Origin of the sequence: Bauldia sp. (assembly GCF_020442045.1) — a bacterium.
In the GTDB taxonomy this organism is placed as follows: domain Bacteria; phylum Pseudomonadota; class Alphaproteobacteria; order Rhizobiales; family Kaistiaceae; genus Bauldia.
On sequence record NZ_JAGRLA010000006.1, the window covers coordinates 29,697 to 42,670 of the forward strand.

General features: G+C 67.0%; 17 protein-coding genes. 6 read left to right on the forward strand and 11 right to left on the reverse strand.

The window, feature by feature from the left end; genetic code table 11:
- Positions 1-53 precede the first annotated feature (53 nt).
- Together KDJ86_RS00770 and KDJ86_RS00775 are read left to right on the forward strand one after the other, a co-directional pair.
- A complete protein-coding gene (locus tag KDJ86_RS00770; protein WP_291741607.1) occupies positions 54-524 on the forward strand; it encodes a nucleoside deaminase in 471 nt (156 codons plus the stop codon).
- A gap of 102 nt (positions 525-626) precedes the next feature.
- Positions 627-968 carry a lysozyme inhibitor LprI family protein gene (locus KDJ86_RS00775; RefSeq protein WP_291741609.1) on the forward strand — a complete coding sequence of 114 codons (342 nt, stop codon included), beginning with the start codon at positions 627-629 and terminating at the stop codon, positions 966-968.
- Between the two features lie 359 nt (positions 969-1,327).
- Here the strand turns inward: KDJ86_RS00775 and KDJ86_RS00780 are convergent, their stop codons facing one another.
- Positions 1,328-3,544: an alkaline phosphatase PhoX gene (locus KDJ86_RS00780; RefSeq protein WP_291741613.1), complete on the reverse strand. Its 2,217-nt coding sequence runs from the start codon at positions 3,542-3,544 to the stop codon at positions 1,328-1,330.
- Positions 3,545-3,621: 77 nt separating this feature from the next.
- Between KDJ86_RS00780 and KDJ86_RS00785 the strand changes: the two genes are divergently transcribed.
- On the forward strand, positions 3,622-3,948 hold the full coding sequence (locus KDJ86_RS00785; RefSeq protein ID WP_291741615.1) for a cupin domain-containing protein: 327 nt from the start codon (positions 3,622-3,624) through the stop codon (positions 3,946-3,948).
- 282 nt (positions 3,949-4,230) lie between these two features.
- Here the strand turns inward: KDJ86_RS00785 and KDJ86_RS00790 are convergent, their stop codons facing one another.
- The 6 genes from KDJ86_RS00790 to KDJ86_RS00815 all read right to left on the reverse strand — a co-directional run bounded on the left by KDJ86_RS00790 (position 4,231) and on the right by KDJ86_RS00815 (position 7,175).
- Positions 4,231-4,374, reverse strand: coding sequence for a hypothetical protein (locus KDJ86_RS00790; protein ID WP_291741617.1), 144 nt, complete (start codon positions 4,372-4,374; stop codon positions 4,231-4,233).
- 100 nt (positions 4,375-4,474) lie between these two features.
- Positions 4,475-4,981 (reverse strand): hypothetical protein, encoded by a 507-nt coding sequence (locus tag KDJ86_RS00795; protein ID WP_291741619.1) that lies wholly within the window; start codon positions 4,979-4,981, stop codon positions 4,475-4,477.
- Entirely contained in the window at positions 4,978-5,694 is a 717-nt protein-coding gene (locus KDJ86_RS00800; protein WP_291741622.1) for a phytochelatin synthase family protein, read from the reverse strand. The genes KDJ86_RS00795 and KDJ86_RS00800 overlap by 4 nt, the downstream gene beginning before the upstream one ends.
- A 78-nt stretch (positions 5,695-5,772) precedes the next feature.
- Positions 5,773-6,276, reverse strand: a complete 504-nt coding sequence (locus KDJ86_RS00805; RefSeq protein WP_291741625.1) for a cyclic nucleotide-binding domain-containing protein — start codon at positions 6,274-6,276, stop codon at positions 5,773-5,775.
- A gap of 70 nt (positions 6,277-6,346) precedes the next feature.
- Positions 6,347-6,586 carry a hypothetical protein gene (locus KDJ86_RS00810; protein WP_291741628.1) on the reverse strand — a complete coding sequence of 80 codons (240 nt, stop codon included), beginning with the start codon at positions 6,584-6,586 and terminating at the stop codon, positions 6,347-6,349.
- A gap of 43 nt (positions 6,587-6,629) precedes the next feature.
- Positions 6,630-7,175 (reverse strand): YgjV family protein, encoded by a 546-nt coding sequence (locus KDJ86_RS00815; protein ID WP_291741631.1) that lies wholly within the window; start codon positions 7,173-7,175, stop codon positions 6,630-6,632.
- Between the two features lie 217 nt (positions 7,176-7,392).
- On the opposite strand from KDJ86_RS00815, the gene KDJ86_RS00820 reads away from it, so the two are divergent.
- Entirely contained in the window at positions 7,393-8,070 is a 678-nt protein-coding gene (locus KDJ86_RS00820) for a TetR/AcrR family transcriptional regulator (RefSeq protein WP_291741633.1), read from the forward strand.
- A 244-nt stretch (positions 8,071-8,314) separates the two neighbouring features.
- On the opposite strand, the gene KDJ86_RS00825 is transcribed toward KDJ86_RS00820, so the two are convergent.
- Positions 8,315-8,608, reverse strand: coding sequence for a hypothetical protein (locus KDJ86_RS00825; protein ID WP_291741637.1), 294 nt, complete (start codon positions 8,606-8,608; stop codon positions 8,315-8,317).
- 240 nt (positions 8,609-8,848) lie between these two features.
- Between KDJ86_RS00825 and KDJ86_RS00830 the strand changes: the two genes are divergently transcribed.
- Together KDJ86_RS00830 and KDJ86_RS00835 are read left to right on the forward strand one after the other, a co-directional pair.
- Positions 8,849-9,202 carry a cupin domain-containing protein gene (locus KDJ86_RS00830; RefSeq protein WP_291741640.1) on the forward strand — a complete coding sequence of 118 codons (354 nt, stop codon included), beginning with the start codon at positions 8,849-8,851 and terminating at the stop codon, positions 9,200-9,202.
- Between the two features lie 29 nt (positions 9,203-9,231).
- Positions 9,232-10,605, forward strand: coding sequence for an MFS transporter (locus tag KDJ86_RS00835; protein ID WP_291741642.1), 1,374 nt, complete (start codon positions 9,232-9,234; stop codon positions 10,603-10,605).
- Positions 10,606-10,690: 85 nt separating this feature from the next.
- On the opposite strand, the gene KDJ86_RS00840 is transcribed toward KDJ86_RS00835, so the two are convergent.
- From KDJ86_RS00840 to KDJ86_RS00850, 3 genes are all read right to left on the reverse strand, one after another.
- Positions 10,691-10,945, reverse strand: a complete 255-nt coding sequence (locus tag KDJ86_RS00840; RefSeq protein ID WP_291741645.1) for a 2TM domain-containing protein — start codon at positions 10,943-10,945, stop codon at positions 10,691-10,693.
- Positions 10,946-11,051: 106 nt separating this feature from the next.
- Positions 11,052-11,681 (reverse strand): TMEM175 family protein, encoded by a 630-nt coding sequence (locus KDJ86_RS00845; RefSeq protein ID WP_291741648.1) that lies wholly within the window; start codon positions 11,679-11,681, stop codon positions 11,052-11,054.
- A 179-nt stretch (positions 11,682-11,860) separates the two neighbouring features.
- Complete coding sequence (locus KDJ86_RS00850) at positions 11,861-12,787, reverse strand: bile acid:sodium symporter family protein (protein WP_291741650.1); 927 nt, start codon at positions 12,785-12,787, stop codon at positions 11,861-11,863.
- Positions 12,788-12,974: the final 187 nt, after the last annotated feature.

Consider the following 12,974-nt stretch of genomic DNA (forward strand, 5'->3'; position numbering starts at 1 on the left):
AATATCCCCCCCGAAAGCCGGTCATCGGTGGATGACGGCTGAGGATACGCGTCGTGAACCACGACCGGATGATCGCTCACCTGCATGCGGCGGACGCCGTGGCCCGCGATGCGGCCGCGCATGGCCATCATCCGTTCGGCGCGGTGCTTGTCGGTCCCGACGACACGATCCTCATGCGCCAGGGCAATATCGATACCGTCCATCATGCCGAAGCTGAAATCGCGCGCCGCGCGGCAGTCGCCTATTCGCCCGAATTCCTGTGGACCTGCACGATGGTCTCGACCTTTGAGCCCTGCGCGATGTGCACCGGAACGCTCTACTGGGCGAATATCGGCCGGTTGGTCTTCGGCGTCGAGGAGACGAAGCTTCTCGACCTGATCGGCCGCGATCCGGCGAACCCGACGTTGAACCTCTCCTCGCGCACCGTGCTCGGCTCCGGTCAGAAGGAGATCGAGGTTCACGGGCCCTTCCCGGAGATCGAGGACGAGCTTGTCGCCCCCCACCGTGACTTCTGGCGGCGCTAGGGCCGGCACGCTGACCCTTTCGACAACATGACCCGACGTCATCGCTTCGCCATGTGGAGAGGGTCTGCTGGCTGGCGCTGGACCAAGCGGAGGAAACCGGTCATGACCCGAATCGCCTCGATACTTGCCCTCGCGCTCGCCGCCACGGTGGCTGCCGGCGCCGGCCACGCCGCCTCGTTCGATTGCGCCAAGGCGGAAACCCCGACCGAGCATGCGATCTGCGACAACCCGCAGCTTTCCAAGCTCGATGACCAGACCGCGGGCCTTTATTACACGCTGATCTCGAATGGCAGCCTGTCGCCGGCCAAGGTTTCCGAGGTCAAGTCCGCTCAGGCCAAGTTCCTCAAGACACGGGACGCCTGCGGCGCCAACTACGACTGCCTGATCGACGCCTATACGTCCCAGATCATGTTCCTGAAGGCGGAAGCCGGCGAAGGCATGTAGCCGCCAGTCGACCAGGCCTCTCCGGTTCCGATCACCGACCGCCGCGTGTGAATACGGTCACCGCGCGCCGGCTGCATGGCTGCTATGGCCTTGTGGTGGTTCCCAAACACGGCGGCGCGACGCATATCGACGTCGACGCCAACGGGCGTCGGAATCGCAAGTGGAAATCGCAAGAACAATAAGGAAAGACCCATGAACTCCCGCATCTACCGCAATGTCCCCAATCTCCAGGGCTGGCCCTATGCCCGCCCGTCGCGCGAGCCCCGCTTCCCCCGCCGCGCATCGCGCTGAGCAGCCGCAGGCGGCCGGCCTGACGGGCGGTTTGCGCCGTCTCGCCACCGGATCGAACCCGACCGCTCCTAGAGAACGAAATCCGATCCTGTCAGGTGGACCAGGCCGGTCAGCTCGATCTTGAAATCGGCTTTCCGGTCGCCATCGGTATCGGCCGCGACGACCGTCTTGTCGTGAGCGTCGCCCTTGCGGTTCACCAGGTACCAGCGCAGCTCCGCGCCGGCGCCGCTGAACGACGCGTTTTTGCCCGAGAGGAACGAGAACGCCGCGTCGCCTGCCGCGGCGCCATTCGCGTCGATCGCCGAAAGATCGATCAGATCGACTCCATGCCGGAAATCCTTGATCCGGTCCCGGTCCCCCCTGGCCGCGCCGCCGTCCTCGATCGCGTGGAAGACGAAGACGTCGTGCCCCTTGCCGCCCGCCATCACGTCGCGCCCCAGGCCACCGGCGATCTCGTCGCCGCCGCGACCGCCGCCGATGCGGTCGTGCCCGTCACCGCTGTCGACCAGCAGGTCGCGCCCGCTGCCACCGAGCAGCACGTCCCGGCCGTCTCCGCCGTCGATACGATCGTTTCCGGCCCGTCCGATCAGCCGGTTCGCCGCCCCGTCGCCAATGATGGTGTCGTCGAATTTCGAGCCGATGACCCGGGTGACCCCGTCGACATCGGTCCGCGAAACGACCGGGCCGAATCCCGCGCCCGGTGCCGTGATCGCGACGAGCTGACCGGCCTGGTCGAGATCCCTCGACGCGAGATTCGGGTCGACGATCGAATGCGCCTGGACGTCGGCGAGGAACAACGTCCCCGGCGCCTTGCCGAACAGCGACGAGACGTCGAGGATTCCGGAGCTTTCCCAGGTGCCGATCTCGCCCGCGGCGCCGTCGGTCGCGCCGAAGGCGATCGCCGAGCGGTCCATTTCGGCGACGCGGAGGATCGCGCCGGTCGTCGGGTCGATGCGCAGGATCGACGCATCGTGGCCGTTCGCTGCCCCGTCGCCGAACAGCCCTGTCGCCGCGCGATCCTCCTGGACATAGATGCGGCCGTCATCCGCCCAGTCGAGATTGTCGGGATTGCGGATGCGTTGGCCGGCATCGAGATTGGCGTTGTAGAGGACCGTGATCGATGCCGTTGGATTGGCGATCTGGGTGAAGTCGACCGAGACCGTGTAGATCGTCCCCGCCCTGTTGCTGCTCGCATTGGTCCCGGTCGTCGCGAACACCGCTTCCGTCCCTTCGGCCGGATTGACCGACACGTCTTCCGGCCGGCGGAAGGAGAACCCGCCGAGACCGTCGGCCTTGGCGGTCAGCGTCGACGCGTCGGCATACCCGGCCGCGTCATAGCCCGCCTGGCCGGCCTTGGAGATGTCCCGCGCATCGATCGGTACCCAGCTTCCCGCCTTGGTCCCGGCCGTGAATTGCGAGGGAGAGAGCGCACCATCATCGGCTTTCCAGACATAGAGCTGCCCGTCCTTCAGGCCGTTCCGGTCGAGGAAATTGCCCCCGGCATGCTTGGTCCCGACATAGAGGAGCAGCGCCGCGCCGCTCGAGTCGTCGCTCAGCAGGAAGGCGACATGCGACGCGTCGCCGGTGTCGAGCTCCGCGACATTCTCGAAGCGGGCGCGACCGAATGCCGGGACGGCCCACAGGTCGCCGGTCGCGGTATCGAGCGCCCATTCCGTGCCGCCGTGCGGGCCCGAGGCCTCTTCGCCGGCGAAATAGATGCGATCGGCGAGCCCGTGACCGGCTCCGAATCCATTGGCCTCGAACAGGCCTCCCGAACAGAAGGAGCGCAACCCGCCGGGGATTTCGAGCTGTCCGGCGCTGGAGACGACCTGGCCATCGCGGTTATGGATCACGTCATAGGCGAGACCGCCATCGACGATCGCCATCGTCTTGGTGTCGATGTCGAAATAGGAGATGCGCGCGCCGTCGAGCGACACCCTTCCGGAGCCGCCATCTGAAATCGTGTAGCCCGCGGCCGAACCGATCTCGTGATTGACGAAGACACGCACCGTGCCGGAATCGGACTTGAACGCACCGATGCCGTCGAAGCGGCCGACCGGCGTGTAGGATGCCGCGGTCGACGGATTGAAGACCCCGTTGGTTTCTTGGAGTGTCTCACCGGTGGTAAGCAGCGAATGGACGGTGAAGCCGTTCTCGCCGCGGAGCATCGGCACCTCGGTCGAGATCGTCCCGTCCTTGCCGGTGAAGGCGGTCGCGATCCCGGCGGGGAGATTGACGGTCACCGCTGCCTTGGACTTGGAAAAATCGGCTTTCGGCATGCCCATACGATAGAATCGCCTGCTGAAGGCAAGCCTAAGCCAAAGGTTCAAATCGACGAAGAACGGAGGCGATCGACAGCATCATGGACAACATCTTCGACGGCGTGAAGAGACGGGCCGACGAGGAGGAGATCACCGCCCTCCTGGCCCGCCCGGGCATACGTATCGAGCGCATCGTCTCGACCGGCCAGGCCTCGCCGCCGGATTTCTGGTACGACCAGCCGAATGACGAATGGGTGATCCTGCTGACCGGTTCGGCCGGCCTCGCCGTCGAGGGCGAGGACGAGCGGAGGCTCGCGCCCGGCGACATCGCCTTCCTACCCGCCCGCAAGCCTCACCGCGTCGCCTGGACGGACGCCGATGGCCCGACCGTCTGGCTTGCCGTCCATTTCGGCGAGGGCGTCGGCTAGCAGGTCTCCCGATGGGCAGGCGTCGCCGAGGACCGGCGTGTCGATGCCTTCCATTCGCGCTCTGACCTGCCGCCAGACGCGGAGCGAACAGCGGCGCGACAGGTGCGGGTTGCGGCCGAGACCACGCCAGGAGGCGTCGGCCTTGAGCACGGCGCGACCCGCGCCACTGATGTCACCTGGCTCGGGCGCCGGGCCGAAATCGGACAGCCTGGCTGTCACCGCCTGCGTCGGCGTCCCTTCAAGCATCAATCGACCCGGCTGCGGCGCCCGTCTGTCGCCGCCTTACGTCTTGGCCCCGCTGCCGATGGCCACCGCCGGCTTGGTCGCTCCGCCTGGCGGCGGGGTCGCCGCGCCCTTCTTCTTCTTGTTCTTCTCGGCCTTCGGCTTGCGGGCTTCCTTGCCCGGTCTGTCGCGTCCCTTTGACATTTCTGGCTTCCTCCCACGTCATGGCACGAGAGTGACAGGGCGAGCTTACCGCCGGCCCTTTCGCTTGCAAACAGGAGGGTCGGAATGGCGCCGCGGCAATCTATTCCGCGACGCGAACGACCCAACCCCCTTTCCCGTCGCAGTCGTCGGTCTCACGCCAGAAGATCAGCGTCGGGTCGGGCCGCGTGCCGGCAAGCCGCCATCGCGCCTCGTGACGACACGGTCCGGTGATTTCTTCGGGGTCGACCGCGATCTCGCCGACCACGCCACCCTCGAGCCAGCGGATGTTCGACAGCGCGTCATAGGCGAAGTCCGGATCGGGCGGGTCGGGCGTCGGAAAGACGAGTGCCCGCGCGTTTGCTCCGTCTTCGTCGTCGGCCACGACCAGCGCCTCGATGAAGTTCGCGCTGTTGCCCGGACATTGCACGGCGAAGATGATGAATCCCGCGAAGACCCGCCGGGTTGTGAAGCCGGGCCCCTCGTCAGCGCACCAGGTCGCCTCACCGACCGGAGCCGGCAGCGTGTCGAGTATCGTCGGGCCATCCTGCGCGCGCGAAACCGCCGTCGCGCCCAGGACGAGGCACAGGGCGTGGGCCGCCCGCCTCATCGGCTGACGCTGACATACCCGCGGGTCTGGTCGTTATTGTCGGAATCGATCGTGTTCATCGCCCCGAACAACGCCTCGGCCTTGACCCAGACCGGCGGGTATTTGTAGCGGGACACGTCGAGGATCAGGAAACGGTCGGTATCCGCGTCATAGGCGCCAAGCGGCGAGATATGACCGCCGGCTTCCTGGCCGATCGCCTTGCGGAGATAGTTGACCAGGATGAAATGGTCGTCGTCGGCGAGCTCGGCGATCGCCGTCTTGCGGAAGGTATCGACGTCGGAGTCGGCGGCGTGCACCACGGTGACCTCGAGGTCATGCGCCGCAAGCATCCCGCCGAGGTCGTCGAGGGTCATCCCATAGGGCGGGCTGAGGATCGCCGAAGCCGGCTTCACTGCGTCGGTCGCCGGCGTGAAGATATTCTCCTGGTCGAACATGCCGAGCCCGACCGTCATGTCCGAAGCCGGTCGCGGCACGTCCAGTGCGTTGAGCACCATGGCGATGGTCGCCGGTCCGCAATAGGCGGGATTGACCTGCGTCGTGAAATGAATGCTGAGCGGGAAGTAGTCGTTGCGCGCCTCGGCGCCGAACAGCAGGGCCTCGCCTTCCGGCGTCGTCAGGCCGATCACGCCTTCCGGCAAGGGAAGCGTCTCCGCCCGCGCCGCCGCCACTCCGGCCGCGATCGCGGCCGCTGCCACCAACACCGTCCACCGCATCGCACCGCTCCTCGCTCGTGACACCCGACGAGCCGCCATGACCGCCATCGCCGTTATGTCAGACTAGCACGTCGACCGTCAGGACGCCTCGCGGAAGTTCCGGCGCATGACCGTGGCAAGGTTCTCGCGCGATCGCCCGAACTGCGCCCAGAAGCCGGGATCGACGATCTGGTCGAGGTCGCCCTGTCGTTTCTGCAGGACGTGTCCGAGGCGCTCGTAGAGTTTCGGCGCGCCCTCCAGGATCGGCCGCAGCATCTCCTTGCTGATCTCCACCGCTTCGACGGGGCCGTCGGCCGTCACCGTCCCGAGACGGGGCAGTCCGGTCAGCAGGGATATCTCGCCGAAGATCTGGCCCGGCCCGAGGGTCGCCACCCTTCGCGTCCCGGCGGTGTCCTCGATCGTCACCGACACGGTTCCTCTGACGATCGCATACATCGTCGTGCCGGAATCGTTCTCGTGAATGATCCGGGTTCCGGTCTCGAACAGCACCGCCTTGGCCTTGGTGGCCAGGGCGTCGAGTTGCTCCGGATCAAGCGATTGGCCGAACAACGGGACCTCGGCCAGCATTGCACGAATGTCCATTGGCGCCTCCCTTGTCGCAAGTCTCTGCGGATGAGCGGCCAATCGTCAAGTGGCGCGCACCCGCGGCGTTTCAAGCCGCGAGCGCCTGCGTCGCATGGATCCGCGCGTCGGCGCGCATCGCCGGCGGGACGATCATCAGCGCCGCCCGGTCGTCCGGCACATCGACCGACATCGTGCCGATGACGGCGCGCCCCTGGCGGCGCCAGTTGGCCTGGGCCGCGAAATGCGAGCCGACCGCACGGATCGCCTGCCGGATGCGCGAGGTCGCGCGGGTCCCTGGCAGCGACACTTCGATCACGAACATGGTCATCGTCCGGGTCTCCTTCTTCTCTCGAGTCAGTGGATCGTCGACTTCAGGCCGGGACCGCCGCGGCGCGGCGCTCCCGGATCTCGCGGACCAGCATGGCGACGGCGATGGTCGCCGAGACGATGCCGCCGATCAGCGCCGGCACCGAGCCGATGACGATGTCGTAGCCCATGCCGAAGGGGGCGGCGGCCAGCATGAAGAGGCGGACGCGCAACGTGTCGCCCTGCATCCGGCCGACCATGATCAGGCTGACGGCGGCCAGCGCGAACAGCGAGGCGATGCCGCACCAGGTCACCGCGCAGATGACCGTCACCACCGGCAGGAAGACCAGGCCCATCCAGCGCAGCCACGGCCGGTCGCCGGCGATGATGGTCACCGCTGTCTGGGTCGCGCCGATGGCGGCGACGCCGGCACCGCTCCAGGCATCCATCAGGGCGTAGTGCGCGCTGTAGTCGGCGCCGATGCCGAACTGCGCGGTCATGATCGCCCGGCGGGCCCGGAACAGCGGCCAGACCAGCTGACAGAACAGGCCAAGGGCGCCGAAGGCAACCGCCAGGGGGTTCTCTTCAACCAATGTGACGAAGGCGTTCATGACACGCTCCTCCTTGACCGGGCCGCCCTCGGCGACAAAACATACCGACTAGTTGGTCTGTTACATACCGACTAGTTGGTTTGCAGTCAAGTCGGACACTGTGATCAGCGTCACACCTTCAATAATAGGCTGAAATTACGGGGTTTTTCTGCCGCCCCTTGCAATCGGCCTTTTGCCGCTTTATATACAAACCGGTTGGTATGGAGAGGAATCGGTCATGGCCCGTCGTGGCGAGGACACCAAGAAGCGCATTCTTGCTGCGGCCAGGAAGCTGGTGATGGACAACGGCTTCTCGGCGACATCGATCGACGACATCCTCAAGGCCACCGACCTGACCAAGGGCGCCTTCTTCCATCACTTCAAGGGCAAGGCAGACCTCGGCCGCGAGCTCGTCGAGTGGCATGCGCGGCAGGATCTGGAGATGTTCGAGCGTTTCGCCCGCGAGGCCGAGGCGGAATCCGACGATCCGCTGGATCAGGCCTATGCCTTTCTCGAAACGTTCGAGGACTATGTCAGCCGGTCGAACGACGACCGGTCGCCCGGCTGCATGTACGCGGTCTACACCTACGAGAGCATGCAGTTCGACCCGTCGGTTCGCGATTTCGTCGCCGACATTCTCAGGCAGTGGACGTCGATGTATGTCCGCCTGTTTCAGGAGGTCATCGATCGCTACCCGCCGGCGCTTCCCGTCACCGCCCGCCAGCTCGCCGAGACCATCGTCTCGATCATCGAGGGCGGACTGGTGCTCCAGCGCGCCTATGGCGACGACCGGTTGACCTCCCGCCAGTCGGAGCAGTTCCGCAACTATCTGGCCCTGCTCTTCGGCCCCGCCGGAGCGAAGGGCGGCGAGCCGCGCCGGAAGGCCACCGCGGACAAGGCAAGGGCCGCGGCCTGACGGTCAGCTCCGGACGATCGCGGCTACGACACCGACAAGCACGACGATCATCAGACCGACGACACTGGTCTGGACCAAAACAGCTCTGCGAAAATAAGCGCGTGTAACGAGGTCGGACATCGAGCTTCCACTTCACGGGTTACGCCTTAGCCGGTACGGCGCCCACAAGGCGCCATACGGACTCCCGAGCATACGCTATGCGATCGCCGACATCGCTGACGAACGCAACGCCCGGTGCCATCACCTAGCGCGGGATCGCCGATTGCGGCCCGTCAGGCGTCCGCTCGTCGCCCAGCGCCTTGGCGAACAGGGTCTCGGCGAGCGGCCGGTTATCGACGCTGGGTTCCGGCACGTCGGGGGCCTTGCACATGCCGATGGCGCCCCAGTAGCCGGCCACCGTGCATTCCTGCAGCCAGCCGCCGAAGCAGAGTTGCGTGCCCGCCTCGTAGTAGACGCCGTCATACTCGCAGGCCGCCCACGCCCGGGCTCCGCCGAGCGCAACGATCAGAAACGCGGATAGCGCAAGAAGCCGTGTCATGGTCACCCCTTGTCAAGGTGTCCGGAGCCGCCTCTGCCCGGAGCCTATCCCGGAAAGGCGCGCGCCTCAACCACGGGTAGGGGCCGGGCGGATTCCGCGCCGTGACGCCGGCCTTTCCGCATCCGCCACAAGACGCTATGACATCCGCGCGGATATGCCCGTGCCGCCGTGGCCGGAGTCACGGCGGAATGCTCGCGCGGGCCCTAGATCGTCGCACCCCGCTGACGGAGGGAAACGCCGATGTTCCACGTCATACGTCCGGCCGACCAGAAACGCTCCGACAACGGCACCGTCGCTTTCGAGGGCCGCCCCTATGGCGGCGGCGTGTCGGTCTTTCTGGTCGACGCCGCGCCCGGCGAAGGCCCGGCGCTGCACCTCCATCCCTATTCCGAGACCTGGGTCGTCCATGCCGGCAAGGCCGCGATGACCATCGATGGCGCCGCGGTCATCGCCGAAGCCGGCGACATCGTCGTCGTTCCGCCCGACACCCCGCACCGCTTCGAGAGCGTCGGGCCCGAGCGGCTGGTCATCACCTGCATCCACGCATCGGATCATTTCATCCAGGAGTGGGTCGAGGCAGAGGCACCGGCCTGAATCGCCACGACAACCCCGGGGGGACCGACATGCCGGACGACGCGATCACCAGCCGCATGTGGTGGATCCTGGCGGCGATGGGCGCCATCCTCGGCGTCATCCTCCTCGACGAGACGGTGGTCGGCGTCGCCCTGCCGACCATCCAGACCGACCTCGCCATGACCGAGGTCGGCTCGCACTGGGTCGTCAATATCTACATGCTGGCGCTCGCCGCGCTCGCCGCCGCCGCCGGCAAGTTCGGCGACATGGTCGGCCATCGCGCGCTGATGATCGCCGGCCTCCTGGTCTTCGGCCTCGCCTCCCTCGCCTGCGGTTTCTCCCAAACCGGCACATGGCTTATCGTCGCCCGCGGCATCCAGGGCGTCGGCGCGGCGATCATCTTCCCCTCGTCGCTGGCGATGATCACCATCATCTTCCCCGAGAGCCGCCGCGGCCTGGCGCTCGGCGTCTATGGCGCGATCGGCACCACATTCCTCGCCCTCGGTCCCTTCGTCGGCGGGCTCCTGACCGACCTCGCCTCGTGGCGCTGGATCTTCTGGATCAACCCGCCGATCGTCCTGGCCGTCGCGCTCGTCGTCCTGGTCAAATGGAACATCGACCACGCCGCGCCGGTCCGCCAGCGGTTCGACAGGGCGGGCTTCCTCGCCCTCGTCCTCGGCCTCTCGGCGCTCGTCTTCGGCATCATGCAGGGGCCGGACTGGGGCTGGCCGAGCCCGGCGATCCTCGGCGCGCTCGTCGCCGGTGTTCTTCTCCTTGTCGGCTTCGTGGCGATCGAGCTGAAGCGCCGCTCGGCGGCGCTGATCGAGGTCGCCCTCTTCCGCAACCCGACCTTCTCCGCCTGCAACCTGGTCATCTTCCTCGCCCAGTACAGCAAGATGGCGGTCTTCGTCTTCGGCGCCCTCTATCTCCAGGATGCGCTGAAGCTCTCCGCGCTTGAAGCCGGCCTCGCGCTCCTGCCGACCGTCGCGCCGCAGATCGTCACGGCCCCGCTTGCCGGCCGGATCACCGACCGCGACGGCGAGCGCTGGCCGTCGATCGCCGGCGTCGCGACGATCCTCGCCGGCCTGGTGTGGATCGGCCTCGCGGTCTCGGCCGACAACTACGCCATCCTCTTCCCGGGCCTGCTGCTATGGGGCCTGTCGATGGCCTTCCTCTTCCTGCCGCCGCAGCGCGCGGTGATGAGCTCGGTTCCCCCCGGCCAGCAGGGCCAGGCCGGAGGCATCGCCATGTCGGCGCAGCTCCTCGGCGCGGCGATCGGCATGGCGATATCGAGCACGCTCTACAACACGACCGGCAGCTATGCCGTCGTCTTCCTGTCCAACGCCGCGCTCGCCGCGGTCGTCCTGGTCGTCGCCCTCCTCGCCATCGAGCGCACCGGCCCGAAGCCGGCGGCGGCCGGTTAGCCGGGTCCACATATGGCGCAGACGCGTTTCGGCCGCGCCTTCCCGATCCGGCATTTCGGATCGCGGGCGGCGGCGCCGAGAGCGCCTATCCGCCCTTGCCCATTTCCCGGTCGATCTCGCTGTCGAGGATAGGCTGGCCGAAGAACGCCCACCAGCCGTTGAATGCCAGGCCAACGCCCCAGAAGAGGATCACCCAGCCGGGCCAGAAAGCACCCGCGCCGGAAAACGCCCAGATCCCGACCAGCATCAGGTTGACGATAACGTAGGCGCCGAGATGCATCCTGAAATCGCGCTTCGCTTTGAGGCGCTGGACCGCGACCTGCCTGCCGCTGTCGGTCATCGAACCCTCCCCTTGAGCGGTGTCGTCAAGACGGCGCCGAGGTTAGGACAAGGCGCGTCGTCTGCCTTGAGCGATGTCAACGAAGGCCGCCGTCAAGCCGCGGCGCTCACGCCGCGGTTCGGTCCGGCTTGCCGTGGATCGTGATGCCGTAGACCAGCCAGAACCCCCAGGACACCGCCGTAAGGATCGCCGCCGTCTGCGGGATCCAGAAGGCTGCGATCGCCGCCGCCCCGTAGAGCACGAAGGCGAACACGCCATTCCGCGTGTTCGCCCGGATCACCGCGGCAGCCGCCTCGTCCTTCGTCAGTCCACCCTTGAGCGCCGCCAGGCCGATCAGCACCCAGGCGAGCGCCTGCACGGCAATCACCCCGTCGTAGATCACCATCGCCGGCGCCGCGTGGTCGGTGGTGATGAATTCGCCGAGCATGTCGGTCGGGAAGGGAATGAACGCGACAGTCAGCAGCAAGAGGCCGTTGGCGTAGATGAAGGCCGGAGACGACTGTGCCACCAGCATCAGCGCGGCACGGTGGTTGACCCAGGTGATCAGGATGACGACGAAGCTGAGCAGGAAAGCGAGGATCGACGGCAGGATGTCCCGGAGCGCTTCCCAGAAAGCGGCGTTCGTGTCGATTTCCCGTCCTGCCGGCAGCCCGACCTCGATGACGAGCAAAGTAATGGCGATCGCGAACACGCCGTCGCAGAACGCCTCCAGGCGCGCGTTGGGGTTCCCAGCCATGGAGTCGCCTATACGCCCGAAATCCGGGTCCGGCCAAGTGATTTCGCGGCCTTTCGTGCCCGTCGTCAGGGCGGCGCGGAGGTCGCGCCCTGCCAGGTGGTGGCGCTGGTCGTCATCGCCGCCGGCATCGACGGCCCGTTCTGGGCCGGCCGCCACGGCCGCAGGATCGGCATCATCTCCTAGGCGGCCTTGCGCTGCGCCTTGTCGACCCGCGTCGACCAGAAGCCGGCGAGCGCCGCTCCGGAGATATTCTGCCAGACGCTGGCGAGCGCGTTGGGCAACGCGGCGAGCGCCGAGAAATACTGGACGGCAAGGGCGACGCCGAGGCCGGAATTCTGCATGCCGGTTTCGATCGCCAGCGTCCGGCAGGTGACGCGGTCGATGCCGAAGGCCCGGGGGATGAGGTAGCCGCAGGCAAGCCCGGTGGTGTTGTGCAGCAGCACGGCGACGAAGACCGCGGGTCCGGCCGCGGCGAGGCTGTCGTGGTTGAGCGCGACGACGATCGCGATCACGGCGAGGATGGCCGCCGCCGCGACCGCCGGCAGGATCACCTTCACCGGCTCGACGAAGCGCGTGAACCAGTGATTGATCAGCGCGCCGGCAACCACCGGAACGACGACGATCTGCACCAGGCTCTCCAGCATGCCGGCGACATCGACCGGCACGGTCTTGCCGACATAGAGCCAGACCAGCGTCGGCGTCGCGACCACGGCGAGAAGCGTCGAGGCCATCGTCATGCTGACCGACAGCGCGACGTCGGCCTTGGCCAGGTAGCTCATGACGTTCGACGCCGTGCCCCCAGGGCACGAGCCGAGCAGGACGAGGCCAGCAAGCAGCTCCGGCGGGAGCGACAGGGCGGTCCCGATGACGAAGGCCGCGAGCGGCATCACGCCATACTGCAAGGCCACGCCGAGCCCGATCATCTGCGGCCGCCTGAGCACACGGCGGAGATCCTCCGCCTGAAGCGTCAGCCCCATCGCGAACATGATGACGGTGAGCAGCGGAACGATCAGCCCGCGCCCCGCCGCGAAAAAGCCGGGCGCACCATAGGCGGCAACCGAAACGAGAATGGCCAGCGGCGGAAACAGCAGGGAGAGACCGCGCATGAACGGACGCTTCGTGGGAAAGGCCGATGGAGACTCAACGCCGGGTTGGATCCCCACGATAACAGGACACGTTCCGCCTGTCCTCACCCGGCAATCACCGCCGCGATGCGCGCTCCGCTACCTCGCCCGCACGAAAACGCGCACCGCTCGCCGCCGCACACGCGCGCCGCCGTCCACCGAAGCGCCC

Coding starts and splice junctions, on each gene's coding strand:
- KDJ86_RS00800 (WP_291741622.1), bottom strand. CDS start 5,694: ATGCGGTGGACGGTGTTGGTGGCAGCGGCCGCGATCGCGGCCGGAGTG.
- KDJ86_RS00815 (WP_291741631.1), bottom strand. CDS start 7,175: ATGAACGCCTTCGTCACATTGGTTGAAGAGAACCCCCTGGCGGTTGCC.
- KDJ86_RS00830 (WP_291741640.1), top strand. CDS start 8,849: ATGTTCCACGTCATACGTCCGGCCGACCAGAAACGCTCCGACAACGGC.
- KDJ86_RS00850 (WP_291741650.1), bottom strand. CDS start 12,787: ATGCGCGGTCTCTCCCTGCTGTTTCCGCCGCTGGCCATTCTCGTTTCG.
- KDJ86_RS00845 (WP_291741648.1), bottom strand. CDS start 11,681: ATGGCTGGGAACCCCAACGCGCGCCTGGAGGCGTTCTGCGACGGCGTG.
- KDJ86_RS00825 (WP_291741637.1), bottom strand. CDS start 8,608: ATGACACGGCTTCTTGCGCTATCCGCGTTTCTGATCGTTGCGCTCGGC.
- KDJ86_RS00835 (WP_291741642.1), top strand. CDS start 9,232: ATGCCGGACGACGCGATCACCAGCCGCATGTGGTGGATCCTGGCGGCG.
- KDJ86_RS00810 (WP_291741628.1), bottom strand. CDS start 6,586: ATGACCATGTTCGTGATCGAAGTGTCGCTGCCAGGGACCCGCGCGACC.
- KDJ86_RS00805 (WP_291741625.1), bottom strand. CDS start 6,276: ATGGACATTCGTGCAATGCTGGCCGAGGTCCCGTTGTTCGGCCAATCG.
- KDJ86_RS00795 (WP_291741619.1), bottom strand. CDS start 4,981: ATGAGGCGGGCGGCCCACGCCCTGTGCCTCGTCCTGGGCGCGACGGCG.
- KDJ86_RS00785 (WP_291741615.1), top strand. CDS start 3,622: ATGGACAACATCTTCGACGGCGTGAAGAGACGGGCCGACGAGGAGGAG.
- KDJ86_RS00840 (WP_291741645.1), bottom strand. CDS start 10,945: ATGACCGACAGCGGCAGGCAGGTCGCGGTCCAGCGCCTCAAAGCGAAG.
- KDJ86_RS00820 (WP_291741633.1), top strand. CDS start 7,393: ATGGCCCGTCGTGGCGAGGACACCAAGAAGCGCATTCTTGCTGCGGCC.
- KDJ86_RS00790 (WP_291741617.1), bottom strand. CDS start 4,374: ATGTCAAAGGGACGCGACAGACCGGGCAAGGAAGCCCGCAAGCCGAAG.
- KDJ86_RS00775 (WP_291741609.1), top strand. CDS start 627: ATGACCCGAATCGCCTCGATACTTGCCCTCGCGCTCGCCGCCACGGTG.
- KDJ86_RS00780 (WP_291741613.1), bottom strand. CDS start 3,544: ATGGGCATGCCGAAAGCCGATTTTTCCAAGTCCAAGGCAGCGGTGACC.